20 protein-coding genes and 1 pseudogene are annotated in these 18,518 nt (G+C 70.0%); 20 read left to right on the top strand and 1 reads right to left on the bottom strand.

All coding sequences use genetic code 11. From position 1 onward, the window contains the following. The 20 genes and pseudogenes from J2X65_RS02650 (at position 1) to J2X65_RS02555 (ending at position 17,193) form a co-directional block, all read left to right on the top strand. Positions 1–1,065: an HAD family hydrolase gene (locus J2X65_RS02650; protein ID WP_310197613.1), complete on the top strand. Its 1,065-nt coding sequence runs from the start codon at positions 1–3 to the stop codon at positions 1,063–1,065. A gap of 1 nt (position 1,066) precedes the next feature. After that, positions 1,067–2,039 (top strand): annotated as a pseudogene (locus J2X65_RS02645) (AAA family ATPase). A 157-nt stretch (positions 2,040–2,196) separates the two neighbouring features. Further along, entirely contained in the window at positions 2,197–3,069 is an 873-nt protein-coding gene (locus J2X65_RS02640; protein ID WP_310197610.1) for a DUF58 domain-containing protein, read from the top strand. After that, on the top strand, positions 3,066–3,521 hold the full coding sequence (locus tag J2X65_RS02635) for a DUF4381 domain-containing protein (RefSeq protein ID WP_310197608.1): 456 nt from the start codon (positions 3,066–3,068) through the stop codon (positions 3,519–3,521). The genes J2X65_RS02640 and J2X65_RS02635 overlap by 4 nt, the downstream gene beginning before the upstream one ends. 2 nt (positions 3,522–3,523) lie before the next feature. Next, a complete protein-coding gene (locus J2X65_RS02630) occupies positions 3,524–3,883 on the top strand; it encodes a hypothetical protein (RefSeq protein WP_310197606.1) in 360 nt (119 codons plus the stop codon). Next, positions 3,766–4,371, top strand: a complete 606-nt coding sequence (locus J2X65_RS02625; RefSeq protein ID WP_310197603.1) for a VWA domain-containing protein — start codon at positions 3,766–3,768, stop codon at positions 4,369–4,371. Before J2X65_RS02630 ends, J2X65_RS02625 begins: the two co-directional genes overlap by 118 nt. Further along, a complete protein-coding gene (locus J2X65_RS02620; RefSeq protein ID WP_310197600.1) occupies positions 4,340–4,507 on the top strand; it encodes a hypothetical protein in 168 nt (55 codons plus the stop codon). Before J2X65_RS02625 ends, J2X65_RS02620 begins: the two co-directional genes overlap by 32 nt. A gap of 150 nt (positions 4,508–4,657) precedes the next feature. Then, positions 4,658–5,440: a VWA domain-containing protein gene (locus tag J2X65_RS02615; protein WP_310197597.1), complete on the top strand. Its 783-nt coding sequence runs from the start codon at positions 4,658–4,660 to the stop codon at positions 5,438–5,440. Continuing rightward, positions 5,437–5,835, top strand: coding sequence for a hypothetical protein (locus J2X65_RS02610; protein ID WP_310197595.1), 399 nt, complete (start codon positions 5,437–5,439; stop codon positions 5,833–5,835). Before J2X65_RS02615 ends, J2X65_RS02610 begins: the two co-directional genes overlap by 4 nt. Continuing rightward, the gene (locus J2X65_RS02605; protein ID WP_310197593.1) at positions 5,832–6,095 is read left to right on the top strand and encodes a hypothetical protein; all 264 of its coding nucleotides are present in this window, start codon (positions 5,832–5,834) and stop codon (positions 6,093–6,095) included. The genes J2X65_RS02610 and J2X65_RS02605 overlap by 4 nt, the downstream gene beginning before the upstream one ends. Positions 6,096–6,119: 24 nt before the next feature. Beyond that, entirely contained in the window at positions 6,120–7,016 is an 897-nt protein-coding gene (locus J2X65_RS02600; protein ID WP_310197590.1) for a hypothetical protein, read from the top strand. A 171-nt stretch (positions 7,017–7,187) separates the two neighbouring features. Further along, a complete protein-coding gene (locus J2X65_RS02595) occupies positions 7,188–7,958 on the top strand; it encodes a hypothetical protein (RefSeq protein WP_310197588.1) in 771 nt (256 codons plus the stop codon). Positions 7,959–8,477: 519 nt separating this feature from the next. Further along, positions 8,478–8,975, top strand: coding sequence for a sigma-70 family RNA polymerase sigma factor (locus J2X65_RS02590; RefSeq protein WP_310197585.1), 498 nt, complete (start codon positions 8,478–8,480; stop codon positions 8,973–8,975). Between the two features lie 101 nt (positions 8,976–9,076). After that, positions 9,077–10,006, top strand: a complete 930-nt coding sequence (locus J2X65_RS02585) for a FecR domain-containing protein (protein WP_310197582.1) — start codon at positions 9,077–9,079, stop codon at positions 10,004–10,006. 101 nt (positions 10,007–10,107) lie between these two features. After that, complete coding sequence (locus tag J2X65_RS02580; RefSeq protein WP_310197581.1) at positions 10,108–12,531, top strand: TonB-dependent receptor; 2,424 nt, start codon at positions 10,108–10,110, stop codon at positions 12,529–12,531. Beyond that, entirely contained in the window at positions 12,531–13,505 is a 975-nt protein-coding gene (locus J2X65_RS02575; protein WP_310197578.1) for a ferric iron reductase, read from the top strand. Before J2X65_RS02580 ends, J2X65_RS02575 begins: the two co-directional genes overlap by 1 nt. Next, positions 13,502–14,428, top strand: a complete 927-nt coding sequence (locus J2X65_RS02570; RefSeq protein WP_310197575.1) for an iron-siderophore ABC transporter substrate-binding protein — start codon at positions 13,502–13,504, stop codon at positions 14,426–14,428. Before J2X65_RS02575 ends, J2X65_RS02570 begins: the two co-directional genes overlap by 4 nt. Continuing rightward, positions 14,425–15,462 carry a FecCD family ABC transporter permease gene (locus tag J2X65_RS02565; protein WP_404977655.1) on the top strand — a complete coding sequence of 346 codons (1,038 nt, stop codon included), beginning with the start codon at positions 14,425–14,427 and terminating at the stop codon, positions 15,460–15,462. The genes J2X65_RS02570 and J2X65_RS02565 overlap by 4 nt, the downstream gene beginning before the upstream one ends. Continuing rightward, positions 15,459–16,406: an iron ABC transporter permease gene (locus J2X65_RS02560; RefSeq protein WP_310197570.1), complete on the top strand. Its 948-nt coding sequence runs from the start codon at positions 15,459–15,461 to the stop codon at positions 16,404–16,406. The genes J2X65_RS02565 and J2X65_RS02560 overlap by 4 nt, the downstream gene beginning before the upstream one ends. Then, entirely contained in the window at positions 16,399–17,193 is a 795-nt protein-coding gene (locus J2X65_RS02555; protein WP_310197566.1) for an ABC transporter ATP-binding protein, read from the top strand. The genes J2X65_RS02560 and J2X65_RS02555 overlap by 8 nt, the downstream gene beginning before the upstream one ends. An 85-nt stretch (positions 17,194–17,278) precedes the next feature. Here the strand turns inward: J2X65_RS02555 and J2X65_RS02550 are convergent, their stop codons facing one another. Continuing rightward, the gene (locus J2X65_RS02550) at positions 17,279–18,505 is read right to left on the bottom strand and encodes an acyl-CoA dehydrogenase family protein (RefSeq protein WP_310197564.1); all 1,227 of its coding nucleotides are present in this window, start codon (positions 18,503–18,505) and stop codon (positions 17,279–17,281) included. Between the last annotated feature and the right edge of the window lie 13 nt (positions 18,506–18,518).

Genomic DNA, 18,518 nt, shown 5'->3' with positions numbered 1-18,518 from the left:
ATGAGACGATCCAGCCCTGGCGCCCTGCGCCCCGCCCGTCGCCATGTCATCGCCGTGGCCCTGCTGTCGTGGATCGCCCTGGCCGGGCTGCCGGGGTGCATCGTGCCGGCCGCCAATGCCCAGGCGGTCGCTGCTCAAGCCGCCGACCCGCTGCCCTCATGGAATGAGGGGGCGGCCAAGCAGTCGATCCGGGCCTTCGTCGAGAAGGTCACGCAAGAGGGCGGCGGCGACTTCGTGCCGGTCGCCGAGCGCATTGCCGTCTTCGACAATGACGGCACGCTTTGGTCGGAACAGCCTGTCTACTTCCAGTTCATGTTCGCGCTCGACAGGCTGAAGCAGCTCGCCGCTGCCAATCCGGCGCTGGCCGCGCAGGGGCCCTACAAATCCGCGCTCTCCGGCGACCCTGAGGCGCTCGCGGCGCTCGGCGAGAAGGGGCTGTTGCAGGTCTTGGCGCTCACCCATGCCGCGCTCACCGTCTCCGATTTCCACGCCCTGGTGCGCGACTGGCTGCAGACCGCCCGGCATCCGCGCTTCGACCGGCCCTATACCGCGCTCGTCTTCCAGCCGATGCTGGAGCTGCTCGCCTATCTCCGCGCCAACGGCTTCAAGACCTTCATCGTATCGGGCGGCGGTGTCGAGTTCATGCGGCCGTGGACCGAGGCGGTCTACGGCATCCCGCCCGAGCAGGTGGTCGGCTCCTCCGGCAAGGCCGAATTCGTGCTCGACGGCGACGTGCCGGCGCTGCGCAAGCTGCCGGAGGTCGAATTCATCGATGACGGCTCCGGCAAGCCGGTAGGCATCAACCGCTTCATCGGCCGGCGGCCGGTCTTCGCCGCCGGCAATTCCGACGGCGATCAGCAGATGCTGCAATGGACCACGCTGAACACCGGCCCGCGCTTCGGCCTGATCGTGCATCACACCGATGCCGTGCGGGAATGGGCCTATGACCGGGCGTCCCATATCGGCAAGCTCGACAAGGCGCTCGACGAGGCTCCGTCGCGCGGCTGGCTGGTGGTCGACATGAAGGCCGACTGGAAGACCATCTATCCGTTCGAGAAGAAGTGACATGTCGGCACGCGAATCGGTCATCGAGATCCAGTCCCGCTTGAACCGCGCCGTCATCGGCCAGGAGCGGGTGGTGGAACGGCTGGTCATCGCCCTGCTCGCCAATGGCAATGTGCTGCTGGAGGGCCTGCCCGGCCTCGCCAAAACACGTGCCATCAAGAGCCTGTCGCAGGCGCTGGAGAGCGCGTTCAGCCGCATCCAGTTCACCCCCGATCTGCTGCCCTCCGATGTGACCGGCGGCGAAATCTACCGCACCGATGCGCAGGGCACCGGCAGCTTCGAGTTCCGCAAGGGGCCGATCTTCGGCAATCTCGTGCTCGCCGACGAGATCAACCGCGGCCCCGGCCAAGGTGCAGTCGGCGCTCTTGGAGGCGATGGAGGAGCGACAGGTCACCGTCTCCGGCACGCGCTACCCGATGCCGGACCTGTTCATGGTGCTGGCGACGCAGAATCCCATCGAGCAGGAAGGCACCTATCCGCTGCCCGAGGCGCAGATGGACCGCTTCCTGATGCATGTCACCATCGGCTACCCGAGCGACGCCGACGAGGCGAAGGTGCTGCGGCTGGTGCGTGCCGAGCAGGCCGGTACCGCCGAGGCGCCGCCGCCGAAGATCGCCCAGCGCATCATTTTCGACGCCCGCAAGGAGATCGATGCGGTGAAGATGGTCGAGGCGGTGGAGAGCTACATCGTGGCGCTGATCGCCGCCACCCGCCGCCCCCAGGAGTTCGGCGACCAGCTGAAGCAATGGATCGGCATCGGCGCCAGCCCGCGCGGCACGCTGGCGCTCGACCGCGCCTCGCGCGCCTATGCCTGGCTGCAGGCACGGGACTACGTGACGCCGGAAGACGTGCAGGCCGTCGCCCATGACTGCCTGCGCCACCGCGTCTCGTTCACCTATGAGGCGAGCGCCGACGGCAAGCGCGCCGACGACGTCATCGACGAGCTGATCCGTCAGGTCGCGGTCGCGGTGTAGGCGGCGGCGATGGCACGGACCGCCCAGCCAGAGGCCCGCGCATCCGAGGCTCGCAGGGGAGACGCCGCCACCCGGCAAGCGCGCTTACGTCACCCTCGACGATCTGCTGCGGCTGAAACACCGTGCCAAGGGGTTCAGCTTCCTGCCGAAACAGCCGGTGCATTCGCTGCTGGCCGGCCGCCATGCCTCGCGGCTGCGCGGGCGCGGGCTCGAATTCGAGGAACTGCGCCATTACTACGAGGGCGACGATGTGCGGGCCATCGACTGGCGCGCCACCGCCCGGCTGGGCGAGCCGCAGCTGCGCGTCTACACCGAGGAGCGCGACCGGCCGGTGCTGCTGCTCGTCGACCAGCGGCTCTCCATGTTCTTCGGCAGCCGGCTTGCCATGAAGTCGGTGGTGGCGGCAGAGGCGGCGGCGCTGGCGGCGTGGCGGGTGACCTCGCTCGGTGACCGCATCGGCGGAATCGTCTTTTCCGAGAATGGGATGGACGAAATTCGCCCGCGGGGACGGCAGGCAGCCATCGGGCCGCTGTTCGAGGCCGTCATCCGCCACAACAGCGCCTTGCGGGTCGAGGATCCCCGGCCTTCGGATCCGGGGCTGCTCAATGCCGCGCTCGCCAGGGTGCCGCGCTTGCTGCCGCATGACGGGCTGCTGACGCTGATCACCGAAGGGGCCGGGGCGGATGCCGAGACGGTACGGCTGGTGACCGGGATCACCGCCCATAACGACGTGCTCACCGTCTTCGTCTTCGATCCCTTGGAGGCGGAGCTGCCGGACGTCGGCCGCGCCGTGGTCGCCGATGCGGGCAGCCAGATCGATATCGACAGTTTTTCCCGCGGGCTGCGCCGGGATTTTGCCGCCGATTTTCATGAGCGGCAGCAGGCGATCGACGGCTTTTCCCGCCAGCGGGCCATTCCGGTGCTGCCGCTCTCGACCGACCGCGACACCGCCGACCAGTTCCGCGAACTGCTCGGCCGGCGGCTGGCGCACCACGTCGCGCCGGAGCATCAGGCGAGTGCGGTGAGATGACCGATCAGGCCGATCTGTCGCATCTGGCCGATATCATGGTGCCGCCGCCGGTGCCCTGGTGGCCGCCGGCGCCGGGCTGGTGGATCCTGCTGGCGGCGCTGCTCGCCGCGATGCTCATCCTGCTGGCGGCGGGGATCCGGCATTATCGCCGCAACGCCTATCGGCGGGAGGCGCTCGCCGCGCTCGACCGGCTGGGGCCGGTCTCCGACGCCGCCGGGATCGCCGCCGTCTCGGCCGTGCTCAAGCGGACGGCGCTGGTCGCCTATCCGCGCCGGCAGGTGGCCTCGCTGACCGGGCGGGAGTGGCTCGCCTTCCTCGACCGCACCTCCGGCCGCGGGGACTTTGCCGTCCTCGGCTTTGCCGGGGCGCTGTCCGGCGGGCCGGCCGGCGACGGGGCGGCGCTGCTCGCGGCGGCGCGGCACTGGGTGAGGCGCCACCGGGAGGAGGGCTGACGATGCTGTCCATCGCCTATCCCTGGCTCGCCTTGCTGCTGCCGGCGCCGCTGCTGGTCTATTGGCTGCTGCCGGCGCACGCGACCCGGCGCCCGGCGGTGCGGGTGCCGTTCTTCGCGACGCTGGCGCGGCTCTCCGGCGCGCCAGCGCGCGCGGGCGCGGGCATCAGCCGGCGCGGCCCCTGGCGACGGACCGCGCTGCTGCTGTGCTGGCTGCTGGTCCTTGCCGCCCTGATGCCCCCGCAATGGGTGCTGCCCCCGTGCATCAGGATCGGCCGGCGCGCGACCTGCTGCTGCTGCTGGTCGATCTCTCCGCCTCCATGGACACGCAGGACTTCACCGACGCGGCCGGCAACAAGGTGAACCGCCTCGTCGCGGTGAAGCAGGTGCTGGACGACTTCCTCGCCCGCCGGCAGGGCGACCGCGTCGGCGTCGCGGTGTTCGGCAACGCGCCCTTCGCGCTGGTGCCGTTCACCACCGATCTCGACCTCGCCCGCCAGTTGCTCGGCGAGATGCAGGTCGGCATGGCCGGGCCGCACACCGCCTTCGGCGACGCCATCGGGCTGGGCATCAACCTGTTCGCCGCCTCCACCGTGCCGGCCAGGACCATCATCGCGCTGACCGACGGCAACGACACGGCGAGCCAGGTTCCGCCCGCCGAGGCGCCGCGGGTGGCCCACGACAGGGGCATCGTCGTCCATACCGTCGCGGTGGGCGATCCGGCGGCGGCGGGAGAGGAGAAGCTCGACGAAGCCGCGCTGAAGCAGGGCGGAGCTGACCGGCGGCGGCTTCTACCGCGCGCTCGACCGCGATCAGCTGGTGCAGATCTACACGCGGCTCGACCAGGTTGAGGCGCGCAAGGTCGATACGGTTTCCTTCCAGCCGAAGGTCGAGCTGTACTGGCTGCCGCTGGCGGCGCTGGCGCTGCGGCTGCTGCGCTGGCCGCGCCGGCAGGGGGTGGAGGCGGCGCCAAGATGGGCGGCGTGATGATGGGCGGCACTCTGACGGGCGGCGCCCTGACGGAAGCGCTCGCGCAGTTCCATTTCCTGCGCCCCTGGTGGCTGATGCTGGCGCTGCCGGCGCTCGGCCTGTGGTGGCTGCAGCGGCGCGAGAGCGATACCACGGTGCTGGGGCAAGGTGATCGCCCCGGTGCTGCTGCGCCATCTCACCCTAGGCGGCGAGCGGCGGCGGCTGAGCCCGGAGAACCTGCTGCTGGCGGCCTGGGCGATCGCTATCGTCGCGGTGGCGGGACCGAGCTGGCGGCAGGTGCCGTCGCCCTTCGCGCAGGCGGCGCGCCCGGCGATGTTCGTCGTCAAGGTCACGCCCTCGATGCTGGAGCGCGACCTCGCCCCGCCCCGGCTCGACCGCGCGCGGCAGAAGATGGCGGACCTGCTCAAGCTGCGCGAAGGCGCGCCGACCGGGCTGGTCGCCTATGCCGGCTCGGCACATCTCGTGCTGCCGCCGACGCCGGATGGCGAGGCGCTGAACGCCATGGCCGGCGCACTGGCGCCGGACCTCATGCCGCGGCAGGGCGACGCGCTCGCCGACGCGGTGAAGCTCGCCGCCGACGCCTTGCGGCGCGGCGGGCAGGGCGGCTCGGTGCTGGTCTTCGCCGATGCGGCGCCGGCGCTAGCCAACGGCGCGGCGGCAGCGCCGGTGACGCTGTACGCCCTGCATCCGCCCGGGCGCGATGCCGACCCCTCGATCGCGGCGGCGGCGGCGGCGCTTCATGCCGATGTCGTCAATCTGACCCTGGATGACGGCGATGTCGGCGCTCTCGCGCATATCCTCGCCACCGCCGGGCCGCCGCCGCCGGCGCCGGGGGAGGGCGAGCGCTGGGAGGAGGCGGGCTACTGGCTGACGCCGCTGCTCGCCCTGCTGGTGCTCGCCTGGTTCCGTCGCGGATGGGTGCTGGCATGAGGACGGGACGCGCCTTCGCCCTGCTCGGCGCGGTGCTCGTCGCGGCGCTGCTCCTCGGCTGCTGGATGGCCGGCTGGCGCGGGCTGTGGGCCAGCCCCGACCAGCGCGGGCGCCATCTGTTCGAGCAGGGGCGCCTCGCCGAGGCCGCCGAAAGCTTCCGCGATCCGATGTGGCGCGGGGTGGCGCAGTTCCGCGGCGGCGACTTCAAGGCGGCGGAGGCGAGTTTCGCCGCCCTCGACACCGCCGACGGGGCGTTCAACCAGGCCAATGCGCTGGTGATGCTCGGCAAATACCGGGACGCGGTGGCGCGCTACGACCATGCGCTGGAGCGTCGCCCGGGCGGGCGGAAGCGGAGGCCAACCGCCGCATCGCGGTGCGGCGCGCCGAGCGATTGAAGGCGCCCGGCGCCGATACCGGCGACCAGCGCGAGGGGGCCGACCAGATCGTCTACGACAGGGACGCGAAGAACCAGCAAGGACAGGAGACCCGGACGGCCGGCGCGCCGATGAACGACGAGGCGGTGCGCGCCCTCTGGCTGAAGCGGGTGCGCACCGCGCCGGCGGATTTCCTGCGCGCCCGCTTCGCCTGGCAATTGCAGGCGCAGCAGGCGCCCGCCGGCGCGGAGACCGGCGCGGCCGGGGGAGCGGCGCCATGAGAGCGGCACCATGAGAGCGGCACCATGAGAGCGCTCGGGGGCCTCACCATGCTGCTGGGCCTCGCCTTGCCGCTCGCCGCGCAGGAGGCCGGGGCGCCGGTGGCGCCTGCCGCGCCGGCGGTGGTGGTGCGCCAGAGCGCCGATTCCGCGAGCGGCATCGTGGTCGGCCAGCATGTCGCGCTCTCTGTCGATGTGTTGTTCCCCGGCGAGATGCCGCATTCGCCGCGGGTGAGCCTGTCCGACGTGCCCGGCCTGCAGATCTTCCGCTTCGAGACGCAGGGGACGACGATGCGCGAGAGTCTCGGCGGCCGGAGCCATGTCGGCCAGCGCTTCGAGTTCGCCCTCTATGCGCGCCGCGGCGGCGCCTTCGACATTCCCCCGGCCGCCGTGACGCTGCTCGACCGCGCGGGCGACGAGACGGGGAGGGCACAGGGGCAGGCGCTGCGGCTGGAGGTGACGGTGCCGCCGGGCGTCGACGTCTCGCAGCCGGTGGTCGCCACCCGCCGGCTGGTCCTCGGCGAGCAATGGGACCCGATGCCGGGCGCGCGCTTCAAAGCCGGCGACGCGGTGGTGCGGACCATCACCCGCAGCGCCGAGGACGTGTCGGGCCTCGCCATGCGCGACCTCGCCTTCGCGGCGCCCGAGGGGGTGCGCGTCTATGCCGACCCGCCGGGCGGCGAACCGCGAGGCGGGAGCGCTGCAGGCGGCGCTGTTCGCCCCGCATCCGGGAGTCGCCCGTCCGGGAGCCGCTCACCCGCGGGGATGGGCCCTGGAGGATTCACGCCGGCTGCTGGCCGGCCTCGACGCTCTTCGCCGGCGGTCCCCGCCGGCCGAGGTGCCGGCGGCGCTGCCGCCGCTCAACCCCGCTCTGCCGACCCGGCCGCTATAGGGACGAGACCCGGCGCGCGAGCGGCACGATGAGCCGGCAGGCGCGATGTGAACCACCCGGCGCGCGAGCGGATCGCGTGTGACACCGGCGAACTGGATGCGCGGCGATCATTGGCGCATGCTCCAGCACTATGGCATGCGGATGCCTGGCGGCGATTCGGCGTCGCTGGCCCGCATCGGCTCGTGAGATGAGTGGGGAAGAACATGATCCGGCTGTTTTTCACCGTTGCGGCAAGTCTGTCGCTCGTCGCCTCCAGCCTCGCGGCCGATCTTCCCGGCCAGCGCCCACCGGCGGCGGGCACGGACGACTGGACCTTCACCATCGCCCCCTATTTCTGGGCGGCCGGCATGTCGGGCGACGTCGGCCAGTTCGACCTCCCCGCCGTTCACGTCGATGCGAGTTTCTCCGACATACTCGACAATCTCGACTTCGCCGTCATGGCCACCGGCGAGGCGCGCAACGGGCGCTTCAGCCTTTTTGGCGACGTGCTGTATGTGAAGCTTTCTTCCGACGTGACGACACCGCGCGGCGTCTATGCCGACAGCGTCGATGTCGGATCGGAGACCTTCGCCGGCCTCGCCGGGGTGGGCTACGCCGTCTGGCAGGGGCCACAGGGTCACCTCGACGTCGTCGGCGGCCTTCGGGCCTGGCACGTCAGCACCGACATCTCGTTCACCGGCCAGGTGCTGGACGGCCGCCACGGCCGTGACAGCGCGAATTGGGTGGACGGGCTCGCCGGCCTGCGCGGCCGCTACGCGTTCAGCGAGAAGGTCTACCTCACGGGTTGGGGCCTTGTCGGCGCCGGCGGCGCCGATCTCGATTGGGATGTCGGGGCGGGAGTGGGCTACACGTTCAACGACCGGGTGTCGCTCGTGGTCGGCTACCGGGCGCTCGGGGTCGACTATTCGCGCGACGGATTCGTGTTCGATGTCGTCGAGCAAGGCCCGATCATCGGAACGGTGATCAATTTTTAGCGGTCGTCGCCGGCTTGGTCTGCTCCGCCGCCGGACGCGCGGCGGGACATCGGTTCCGGATGACGATCAGCGGGCCGATCCTGTTCGCGGCGATGTGCGCACGCACGCCGAACAACTGCCCGATGATCTCCGCCGATATGATGCGCGCAGGCGGCCGACCCGCGCCCGAGACACTGGCATGTCCCTGGCATGTCCTCGGTGTTGAGCCGCGTGCGGGCTCAGGCGCGCCGGTCCTCCGTCGATCACAGCCCGGTCGTTCTCGGCGACCGGCGGCAGGGCATGGGTCCTGCGCGATCTCAATCAGCCCGTCGTCCCGCAGCATCACGCCCCAAGCACCCGCAGGTTGCGCCGAGGATGTCGATAGAATGGGCCGGCCCAACTCTCTCCATTCGGCAATCATCGTCCAGCATATCAAGAACATTTCTAATATTTCCGAGCCGCATTGATGCATTCGACCTTTTCGGGCTACTGCGTTGCGTCATCCATTTGGACCGCGAACCGGAGAGGCGGATCGAGCCGATGTCTCGCAATGACGCATTGCGTGAGCTCTTCGATGCCGAGCGATCGTCGATCCTGCGCTTCTTCCGGCGCGTGACGGGTTCGGCGGCGCAGGCCGAAGATCTGTCGCAGGACGTCTTCGCGCGCCTCGCTGCGACCAACCTGGCGGCGATCGCCAATCCGCAAGCCTATATGCGCAGCGTCTCCGCCAATGTCGCGACCGATCTCATTCGCCGCGAAAGCCGGCGGCGGCTGAGCCATGCCGAGATCGACGATCTGCTCGACGCGCCCGACCCGGCGGCGGACCCGGAGGCCACGCTCATCGCCAAGGATCAGACCGAGCGCCTGATGGAGAGGCTCGCGGAGCTGCCGCCCCGCCGCCGCACCATCCTGCTGGCGGCCCGGCTCCACCGCACCCCGCATCGCGACCTCGCGCGCGAGCATGGGGTCAGCGTGCGCACCATCGAGATCGAGATCCAGAAGGCGCTGGCGCATTGCGCCCGTGCGCTGGCCGACTGAGCGGGTCCATATTGTCCGCGCCCCTTCCCATGACGCATATAGGCCCATGGCCGTGCCTTCCGGGCGCGCGCTTCGCCGGCCATGGGGAGCAGGGCGCAGGCATGACGGGCAGTAACGGCATCGGCGACGCCCCCGGCGGGCTGCAGGACGAGGCGATCGCGTGGGTGGTGCTTCTCACTTCGGGGGAGGCCACGCGCGACGATGCGGCGCGTCTGAAGGCCTGGCGCGCGCGCAGCCAGGCGCATGAGCTTGCCTTCCGCCGGGCCAGCGCCGTCTGGCGCGGCGTGGGAGCCGCCCCCGCGCCTTCCGGCCTGTCGCGCCGCCTGTTCCTCGCCGGCGCCGGTGCCGGAACCGCGCTCGCCGCGGGTTGGGCCGGGACGATGATCGGCGTGCTGCCCGGCCTCGACCAGCTTCTGTCCGATCACGCCACGGCGGTCGGAGAGCAGGCCCGCATCGATCTGCCGGACGGCTCGCATGTCGATCTCGACGGCGCCAGCGCGCTGGATGCGCGGTTCACCGCGGCCGCCCGCGCCGTGACGTTGGTCGCGGGCGCCGCCGAGTTCGAGATTGCCGCCGATCCGCGCCCGTTCCGCGCCGCGATCGGTCCGGGGGAGGTGACGGCGGCCACTGCCCGCTTCGCCGCCAGCGTCGGCGCGACGCAGACGGTCATCGACTGCATCGAGGGGCGCATCGAGGTGCAGTGCGGCGGCGTCACGACCTTGCAGGCGGGGGAGCGCGCCCGGCTGGCCGGGGGCGCGCTGCTCGCCGGGCGCGAGGCGCTCGCGCCCAACGCGGCCGCTCCGTGGCGGCGGGGCCTGCTGGTGTTCGCCGACCAGCCGCTGGCCGACGTCGTCGCCGACATCAACCGCCATCGGCGCGGCCGTATCGTGCTGGCCCGGCCGGGATTGGGCGAGCGGCGCGTCGACGGCGTGTTCCATCTCGGCCGGCCGGACGAGATCGTCTCCAATCTCGCGGCGGCGCTGAAACTGCAGGACACCTGGCTGCCCGGCGGCGTGGTGCTGCTGACGTAAATTTTTCTGCCGCGCCGGATTCGGGTCCGCCGGTCCTCGTCGTCTTGTCCTTGTAGCGGATGCCTTGACGCATTCGGGGGCTCAGGACGGGACGGTCAGGTATGACGGGGACGGGGAACCACCATACGCCGCGCATGGCGCTGCTGGCGGGATGCGCGCTCATGGTGCTCGCGCTCGGTACGCAGGGGGTATCGGCACAAGGCGCGGCGGCGGTCCCGGCGGCACCGTCCGCAACCTACGCCATTCCCCCCGGCCCGGTCTCCGGCGCCCTGGCGGCGTTCGGCGCGACCAGCGGCGTGCAGATCGTCTATGACAGCGCCATCGCCCGCGGCCTCGCCTCGCCCGGCGTGTCCGGCACGCGCTCGCCCGAGCAGGCACTCGCCGCGCTGCTCGCCGGCACCGGCCTCAACTGGCGCTTCACCTCGCCGCGCTCCGCCACCATCGAGGCGCCCGCGCGCAGCACCGCCTCGGTCATGGTCAGCGAGGACATGATCGAGCTCGACGCCATCACCGTCTCCGGCGAGAAGCTCGCCCGCGACCTCGCCAACGTCTATTCCAGCGTCGGTATCGTCACCGGCGAGCAGTTCTTCGACTACGCGATCGAGGACCTGCGCGGCGCGCTCAACAAGCTCGCCAACACCCGTGTCTCCAACGCCAATCGCGGCAATAGCGGCATCGTCATCCGCGGCCTGTCCTCGGACGGCATTACCCAGCCGACCAACTCCTCCCCGACCATCGCGCTCGTCATCGACGGCGCTTCGCAGAATGGCGAGGGGCTGCGGCGCGGCAATCGCGGCACCTGGGACGTCGCCGATGTCGAGGTGTTCCGCGGCCCGCAATCGACGCTGCAGGGCCGCAACGCCATGGGCGGCGCGGTGATCGTCAACACCAACGACCCGACCTGGAACTATGAGGCCGCCCTGGAAGGCGATTTCGCCGGCTCGTCGGATTCGGGGGATTTCGGCAGCGGCGCCTTCATGCTGTCGGGCCCCATGGTCGAGAACCAGCTCGCCTTCCGTGTCGCCGGCCAGTATTTCGAGGACGAAAGCGGCATCGCCTATGCCGATCCGCTGAACGAGGATCTCGGCCAGGGGCATTTCGGCCAGCTACGGGCGAAATTCCTGCTCACCCCCGCCGCGCTGGACGGTTTCGAGGCGCTGTTCACCGTCAGCCACACCTCGGACCGGCCCTACGTATCGGCGGTGACCGGCCCGGACTTCTTCGCCCGCCGCTTCGATTCCGACGTCTCCGCCGTCGAGTTGCGCCAGACCGACGTCACCAGCGTCGTCGCCAACGTGTCGCAGGAGCTCGGCGAGGGCATCAAGCTGCGCTCGGTCACCGCCTATATCGAGACCGACGCGACCATCGAAAGCCCCGATGGCGCGGTCGCCTTCATTCGCGACGAAGTGCGCCCCGGCAACGACTTCACCGAGGATCTCCGCCTCGAACTGGAAGAAGGCGTGCGCCCGCTGAGCGGCGTCGTCGGCCTCAATGTCGGGCGCTTCAGCTACAAGCGCGATTCCAGCATCACGGTGACCAACGCCGCCTTCGGCCTGTACGACATGCTGTATCAGGACCTTCTGGGCACCAGTACGCTGACCTCCTATGCGCTTTATGCCGACATGCGCTACGCCTTCGCCGAGCGCTGGTCGCTCATGTTCGGCGGCCGCCTCGGCTACGAGACGGTGGACGTCACCAATGAAGGCGAAGTGCTGAACCTCCGGTCGTTCGGCTACGACGCCATCGACCAGGCCGCCTCAACCGACTACACGGTGGCGCTGCCCAAGATCGGCCTCGCCTACGAGATCGACGCGAAGCAGAACATCGCCTTCACCGTCAGCGAAGGTTTCCGCGCCGGCTTTGCGGCGGTCGATACCTTTGGCAACCCGTACGAGGTCGATCCCGAGACGCTGTGGTCCTATGAGGTGGCCTATCGCTCGAAGTGGTTCGACGACCGGCTCGAATTCAACGTCAACGGCTTCTACTACAAGTTCAGCGATCTCCAGGTCACGGTGGAGGACCCCAACCCGCTGTTCCGGCAGTCCATCACCATGAATGCCGGCGAGGCGCACGCCTATGGCGCGGAATTCGAGCTGCGCGCCCGCATCACCCAGGAATTCAGCGCCTTCGCTTCGCTCGGCCTTCTGAGAACCGAGTTCGACAGCGCGGTGATGGCGACCGGCGATTATACCGGCAACGAGTTCCCCGAGGCGCCGGCCGCCACCTTCAACATTGGCGGCGTGTACCGCCATGCGTCGGGTTTCTTCGCCTCGGCGGACCTGTCCTACACCGATGGCTATTACTCGGTCGGCGATGTCGCCAACACCGAGGAGGAGCGCGTCTCCGCCTTCACCCTCGTCAATGCGGCGGTGGGCTATGAGGCGAAGAACTGGTCGGTCACTCTCTACGCCAAGAACATCTTCGATGAGCAGTATCTGACCAGCATCTACATCGACGATTTCGGCTCGGAGGCGAATATCGGCGATGGCCGGGTCATTGGCGTGCGGGCGCGCGCGACCTTCTGATGCAGACGGCTGACGGGCTCGCAGGCATGAAGGCGCCGCCGAACGGCGCTGGCGAGACGAGGGAGGCGGCGCGGATCATCGACGCCGCCTTTGGCGTTCTCGCACGCCACTGGACGCTGCCACAGGCCGATATAGGTCCGATCGAGCCCGGCTTCACGCCGCTGCCCGCCCTGTTCGGTGCCGAGCATTTCCTGGCCGCGATGCTGGCGCGCCAGCAGGCGGCAACGCCCGGCCTCGACGAAAAGGGGGCCGCCGCCTTCTTCATCGCCGAATATTCCAACCTGCTCGGCATCCTCGCGGCGGTGCCCTTCCTCGCGCATGGCCTCGTCCCGGACCTGTCGGCCCGGAACTGCGCCCTCTCGGCGCGGCTTACGCCGGGCGAGCCACCGCATGTGCGGCTGCGTCTGCTGAACGCGGCCGGCGTCGGCGATCGCGCGCCGGCGCAAAGGGACGGCCCGTTCCGGCGCGTCGACCATGACAGCTTGCGCGGCGCCCTGTCCGAGGTGCTGGAAGCCCATATGTCGCCGCTGATCGACAGCCTCCACGCCCGCACCGATCTGCCGCGCCGCGCGATGTGGCGGCTGGTCGGCGACGCCGTCGCGATGCGCTTTCTGGAAGCGGGCCGGCGCCTTGGCTGCGAAGCCGCGGCGAAGCAGGATGTCATGGCGGCGCTGATGCGGGCCGGTTCGCCGCTCGCCAACCGGCAACTGCATTTCTTCGATGTCGAAATCGTCGACGACGCCCCGCCGTGCCGGGTGCTCGCCCGCCGCACCTTTCGCGCCCGTGGCGGCTGCTGCCGCTTCTACACCGCGCCGGGCGGCTCGCTCTGCACCAGTTGCGTGCTGGTCAAGCCCGAGGACCGGCGGCAACGCATCGAAGCGCGGATGCGCGCCGAGCTCGGCCTGCCGCCCGTGCCCACTGAACCGGCCACGCCGCTCGATTCGGCATCACGACCTCAAGGGGGCGACGCATGATCCGTAAGTTCGCCGCTCTCGCGCTCGGTCTCGCCTTGCTTGGCCCGCTCGGAACAAAGGCGCGGGCCTGCGAAGGGCGCCTCATCGAATCCGCCGACGTCCTGCATTCCCCGGTCTGCGTGCCCGCCGATCCCCGGCGCATCGTGGTGCTCGACCCGACCTTCAGCCTCGGCATGGGGCTGGAGCTGGAGCTTCCGCTGCTGGGCGCGCCGCTCGCGGTGATGAGCGACCATGCCCTGCGCGACAAGGCTTTGGCACGCGGCGTGACGGATCTCGGCAGCTTCATGGAGCCCAGCGTCGAGCGCATCGTCGCCTTGAGGCCCGATCTCATCCTCGGCACGGCGCTCGCCGACCGCGCCTATCCCCTGCTGTCGCAGCTGGCCCCGACCGTGCTGATCGGCGCCGACGACTGGCAGGATTATCTGAGGCTCGTCGCCGATGTCGCCGGGCGGCGGGAGCGGGGCGAGCAGCTGCTCGATGGCTACAAGACGCGCGTCGCCGCCCTGAAGTCCCGCGTGCCGGAACGCACGGTGTCGGTGGTGCGCATCACGCCCTGGGATTTTCAGGTCTATCTCGACGGCCCCAAGGCCTACGGCCCCTTCGCGGTGCTGCGGGATGTCGGCGTGCGACGCTCGGCCTATGAGACGACGGCCGGCAATGAGACCCTCAAGCGCCCGGACTGGGAGGCTCTTGCCGGGCTCGACGGCGATACCCTGCTCTACATCGTCGGCGGCGTGAACAACTCGGCAACCAGCGGCCGGCACGAGGAGGTGCTCGCCAATCCACTCTGGCAGATGCTGCCCGCCGTGAAGGCGGGGCACGTGCATCGGCTCGATCCGGCCGTCTGGATGGAGTTCAGCGGCGTCGGTTCGGCGCATCGCGTGCTGGATGACGTCGAGCGCCTCCTCATCGCCCGGCCATGATGGTGCCTGACGATGCCGCCTCCCTACGGCGGGCAAGCCCGCCACGGACCCTGCGCGGCCTCGGTCTGGCCATGGCCGTCGCGGCCCTGCCGGTGCTGGCGCTGTGGGCGCTGAATGTCGGCAATGCCACCATACCCCTCGACAGGCTCATGGCGGCCATTACCGGTTTCGACGCCTCGCGCGAGCATGTCATCCTCTGGGAGGTCCGGTTGCCGCGCGTGCTGGCCGGGCTGCTGGTCGGCGCCCAGCTCGCGGTTGCCGGAGCCATCATGCAGGCGGTGACCGCCAACCCGCTGGCCTCGCCCGGACTGCTCGGGATCAACGCCGGCGCGGCCTTCGCGGTGGTGCTGGCCATTGCGATCGCGGGTATAGACGGTGCCGGCACGCTCATGTGGTTCGCCTTCCTCGGCGCCGCCGCGGCGGCCGTCACTGTGTACGCTCTGGGATCGGCGGGACGGGGCGGGGCGACCCCGCTCAAGCTGGCCCTTGCCGGCGCGGTGTTGACTGCGTTCCTCGCCTCGCTGACCACCGTGATCCTGCTGCGCGACCAGACCACGCTGGACCATGTCCGGCTCTGGTCCGTCGGCAGCCTGAGCGGACGCCCGATGAGTGCCGTTCTCGCCATCGGCCCGTGGGGACTGGCCGGCCTGGCCGGTGCCGTGCTGGCAAGCGGCCCGCTCATGACGTTGAGCCTCGGCAGCGACCTCTCTCGAACTCTCGGCCAGAGCCTCGGCCTCTGGCGGGCGGTCAGCGCCGCCCTCGTCGTCTTGCTCGCGGGCGCCGCCGTGGCGCTGGCGGGCCCTGTCGGCTTTGTCGGGCTGGTCGTGCCGCATATGGCCCGGCTGCTTGTGGGGGCCGACTATCGCTGGATCATCGCCTACAGCGCCCCGCTCGGTGCCGGACTGGTGCTGTTCGCCGACACCGCGCTGCGGGGGGTGGCCGGCGTCGATATACCCGTCGGCGTGACGCTGGCGCTGGTGGGAGGCCCGGTCTTCATCGCGCTGGTGCGTCGGCAGGGATGGAACCTGCGATGAGAGCCGTGGCGCTGCCCGTCGCGCTCCTCCTGCCCCTCGCATGGCTCGCCCTCTGCTGGGGCGATGCCGGCGTGGCGCCGGGCGATGTCGTGGCCTGGCTGTCGGGCGATCCGGTGGCGGCGGTACTCGTCGGCTCGCTGCGTGCGCCGCGCCTCGTCGCGGCACTGCTCGTCGGCGCCTGCCTCGGGGTGGCCGGGGCGATCACCCAGGCGGTCATGCGCAACCCGCTCGCCGAGCCGGGCCTGCTCGGCATCAATGGCGGCGCCGGACTTGCCGTCACGATCCTCATCGTCCACCTCGCCGTACCGACCGGCCGGTGGCTTCCCGCGGCCGGTTTCGCCGGCGCGGCTTTGGCGGCGGGCACGATCTATGCGCTGTCGTGGCGGGGTGGCACCTCCTCGATCCGGCTCATCCTGATCGGCATCGGCGTGTCCGCCCTGACCGGAGCGGGCATCGCCTTCATCACCGCCTTCGGCGAGGTGAGCGAGGTCCAGCGCGCCATGAGCTGGATGGCGGGAAGCCTCTATGGCTCTGATTGGAAAAGGGTTTTCCTTCTCCTGGCCTGGACCGCGCCGGCGCTGGCCGCGACCTGGCTGCTCTCGCGCGAGCTCAGGCTGATGGCCTTTGACGACGACGTTCTCCAGGGATTGGGGATGCGTCTTCAGCTGATGCGGGGTACGCTGATCCTCTTATGCACCCTCCTCGCCGGTGCCGCCGTCGCGACCGCCGGCCCCATCGCCTTTATCGGCCTGATCGCCCCGCATCTGGCCCGCCTGTCCTCAAAAACCCGCCATATCGTTCCAATCACTGCGGTTTTCGGCGCCGTTCTGCTTCTCGCCGCCGATATATTGGCGCGGGCGCTCATGCTTCCCGCCGGCATCCTCACACCGCTGATCGGTCTTCCCTTCGTCGGATTTCTCCTGCGGAAACAAAGTCATGACTGAAGCTCCCGCATCGGCTCGCCTCCACGCGCGTGCGATCGAGGTCGGGTATCGCCGCCGCGCGGTGCTCGATGAGCTGACACTGACGGTGCCGCCGGGCCGGTTCACCGCCCTCCTCGGTCCGAATGGCAGCGGCAAGTCGACCCTGCTCCGCGCGCTCGCCGGCCTAACCGCCCTGCGCGCCGGCGAGGTGACGCTGGACGGACACGCCATACACACCCTGCCGCGCCGGCGCCTGGCGCAGCAACTGAGCCTGCTGCCGCAGACGCCTCGCGCCCCGGACGACATTCCCGTGGCCGATCTCGTCGCCCAGGGCCGCTACCCGCACCGCCGCCTGTTCACGCGCTGGAGCCCGCAGGATCAGCTTATCTGTAATGAGGCCATGCGGTTGACCGACATTGACGAACTCGCGACCAGGCCGCTCGGCGCTCTTTCAGGCGGGCAGCGCCAGCGTGCCTGGATCGCGATGACGCTCGCCCAGTGCGCCGATATCCTGCTTCTCGACGAACCCACCACCTATTTGGACATCGCCCACCAGCTCGACATCCTCAATCTGCTCCGCCGCCTCGTGCGTGAGCAGGGAAAGACGATCGTGGCGGTTCTTCATGACATCAACCACGCCGCCCGCTTCGCCGATCATATCTGCCTGCTCAAGGAGGGCAGGATCATCGCCAGCGGCTCAGCGGACGGGGTCATCCGGCCCGACTACCTGACGGAGGTCTTCTCGATAAAGACGGCCATCCTGCAGGATCCGCTTGACGGCGTGCCGGTGTGCATCGCCCGGAGATGATGCGAAACGCTCGCCTCTTAGGTGATGGCCACCTCCTGCAGGGCCGGACCGCTGGTGGCGGTGCGCCGCGGTCGGCGTTTCGGCGTCAGAAAAAGCCGAGCGAGGGCAGGCGGGTGCCGTTGATCTCGTAGCCGCCGATCGCCTGCGCCTTGTAGCTGGCCGGGTTGTGCGAGGAGAGCGTTCGGGCGTTGCGCCAGTGGCGGTCGAGGTTCTTGCGGCGGGTCGCGGCGGAGGCGCCGCCGACATCGAACAGCGCATTGGCCGAGCGCAGCGACAGCTCGTCGACGATCACCTTGGCCTTGGCCGATGTGAGCGCCGCCTCATGCGCCAGCTCATCCAACCCGTTCCCGCTCGACCGCGCATCGGCGACCTTGTCGAGCGCATCGGCGGCGGCGAGCACCACGAGTTCGGCGGCAAAGGCATCGCTGGCGATGCGGCCGATGGTCTGGAGCAGCAGCGGGTCGTCGACGGTCCTGTCGGCGGCGGCGAAATAGAAAGTCCGGTTGCGGCTCTTCAGCAGCGCCTTGGCGTCGCGCAGCACGGCGCGGATGACACCGGCATTGACCGCGGTGACGAAGATCTGCGCGATGGTCGAGGTGTAGGGCATCAAGAAGCTGGGATTGTCGCGGTCGAAGATGACTTCGTCGGCTTCGATGCGGACATTGTGGAAATTGGTGGTGCCGGTGCCGGTCACGCGCTGGCCGATGCCGTCCCAGTCGTCGACCCGCTCGATCCCCTCCCTTGCGGTGGGAATGACGATGGAGACCGGGCGGCTGCCGGTGGCGGTGGCGCGCACCAGCAGCCACTCGGCATAAAGCGTGCCGGTGCTGTAATATTTGGTGCCGTTGAGCCGATAGCCGTCGCCGTCCTCGGTCAGGGCGGTGTGGAAGTCCGAGGCGCCGCCGGTCTGCTTGCGGTCGAGTTCGGTGCTGGCGAGGCCGAACACCGCGCCGTTCAGCACGGCGTCCCGCCAGCGCCGGCTGCGTGCCTCCGTGTTGCCGATCAGGAAGCGCTCCACGAAGGTGAAATGGTTGCGATAGATGTGGGCGACATTGGTGTCCGCCTCGCCGAGGCGCAGCGCGAGGCCGATGACGTCGCGCAGCGTGCCGCCGCCGCCGCCTTCCGCGACCGGCAGGCGCAGCGCCCCGAGCCGCGCACGGCCCAGGAGCTCGATCACGTCATGGGGATGGATGCGCTCCTGGTCGCGACGGGACGCATCGGCGGCAATGAGTTCGACAAGCTTTTCAAACTCCGGCGAGCCGGGGCGGATGGAGGCCGGATCGGCTGAAACGGTGGAAACGGTCTGGTTCATGGGAGCCTCGATG

This window comes from Ancylobacter sp. 3268, from assembly GCF_031456575.1.
Lineage (GTDB): Bacteria > Pseudomonadota > Alphaproteobacteria > Rhizobiales > Xanthobacteraceae > Ancylobacter.
The sequence above is the reverse complement of the archived record's forward strand: the minus strand, read 5'-3'. Positions and strand labels throughout refer to the sequence as shown.

Excerpts from the sequence above, each read along its gene's own strand:
- J2X65_RS02590 (WP_310197585.1), top strand. The coding sequence starts at position 8,478 with ATGTCTCGCAATGACGCATTGCGTGAGCTCTTCGATGCCGAGCGATCG.
- J2X65_RS02610 (WP_310197595.1), top strand. The coding sequence starts at position 5,437 with ATGAGGACGGGACGCGCCTTCGCCCTGCTCGGCGCGGTGCTCGTCGCG.
- J2X65_RS02595 (WP_310197588.1), top strand. The coding sequence starts at position 7,188 with ATGATCCGGCTGTTTTTCACCGTTGCGGCAAGTCTGTCGCTCGTCGCC.
- J2X65_RS02585 (WP_310197582.1), top strand. The coding sequence starts at position 9,077 with ATGACGGGCAGTAACGGCATCGGCGACGCCCCCGGCGGGCTGCAGGAC.
- J2X65_RS02580 (WP_310197581.1), top strand. The coding sequence starts at position 10,108 with ATGACGGGGACGGGGAACCACCATACGCCGCGCATGGCGCTGCTGGCG.
- J2X65_RS02630 (WP_310197606.1), top strand. The coding sequence starts at position 3,524 with ATGCTGTCCATCGCCTATCCCTGGCTCGCCTTGCTGCTGCCGGCGCCG.
- J2X65_RS02575 (WP_310197578.1), top strand. The coding sequence starts at position 12,531 with ATGCAGACGGCTGACGGGCTCGCAGGCATGAAGGCGCCGCCGAACGGC.
- J2X65_RS02550 (WP_310197564.1), bottom strand. The coding sequence starts at position 18,505 with ATGAACCAGACCGTTTCCACCGTTTCAGCCGATCCGGCCTCCATCCGC.
- J2X65_RS02565 (WP_404977655.1), top strand. The coding sequence starts at position 14,425 with ATGATGGTGCCTGACGATGCCGCCTCCCTACGGCGGGCAAGCCCGCCA.
- J2X65_RS02635 (WP_310197608.1), top strand. The coding sequence starts at position 3,066 with ATGACCGATCAGGCCGATCTGTCGCATCTGGCCGATATCATGGTGCCG.
- J2X65_RS02650 (WP_310197613.1), top strand. The coding sequence starts at position 1 with ATGAGACGATCCAGCCCTGGCGCCCTGCGCCCCGCCCGTCGCCATGTC.
- J2X65_RS02560 (WP_310197570.1), top strand. The coding sequence starts at position 15,459 with ATGAGAGCCGTGGCGCTGCCCGTCGCGCTCCTCCTGCCCCTCGCATGG.
- J2X65_RS02570 (WP_310197575.1), top strand. The coding sequence starts at position 13,502 with ATGATCCGTAAGTTCGCCGCTCTCGCGCTCGGTCTCGCCTTGCTTGGC.
- J2X65_RS02555 (WP_310197566.1), top strand. The coding sequence starts at position 16,399 with ATGACTGAAGCTCCCGCATCGGCTCGCCTCCACGCGCGTGCGATCGAG.
- J2X65_RS02600 (WP_310197590.1), top strand. The coding sequence starts at position 6,120 with ATGAGAGCGCTCGGGGGCCTCACCATGCTGCTGGGCCTCGCCTTGCCG.
- J2X65_RS02625 (WP_310197603.1), top strand. The coding sequence starts at position 3,766 with ATGGGTGCTGCCCCCGTGCATCAGGATCGGCCGGCGCGCGACCTGCTG.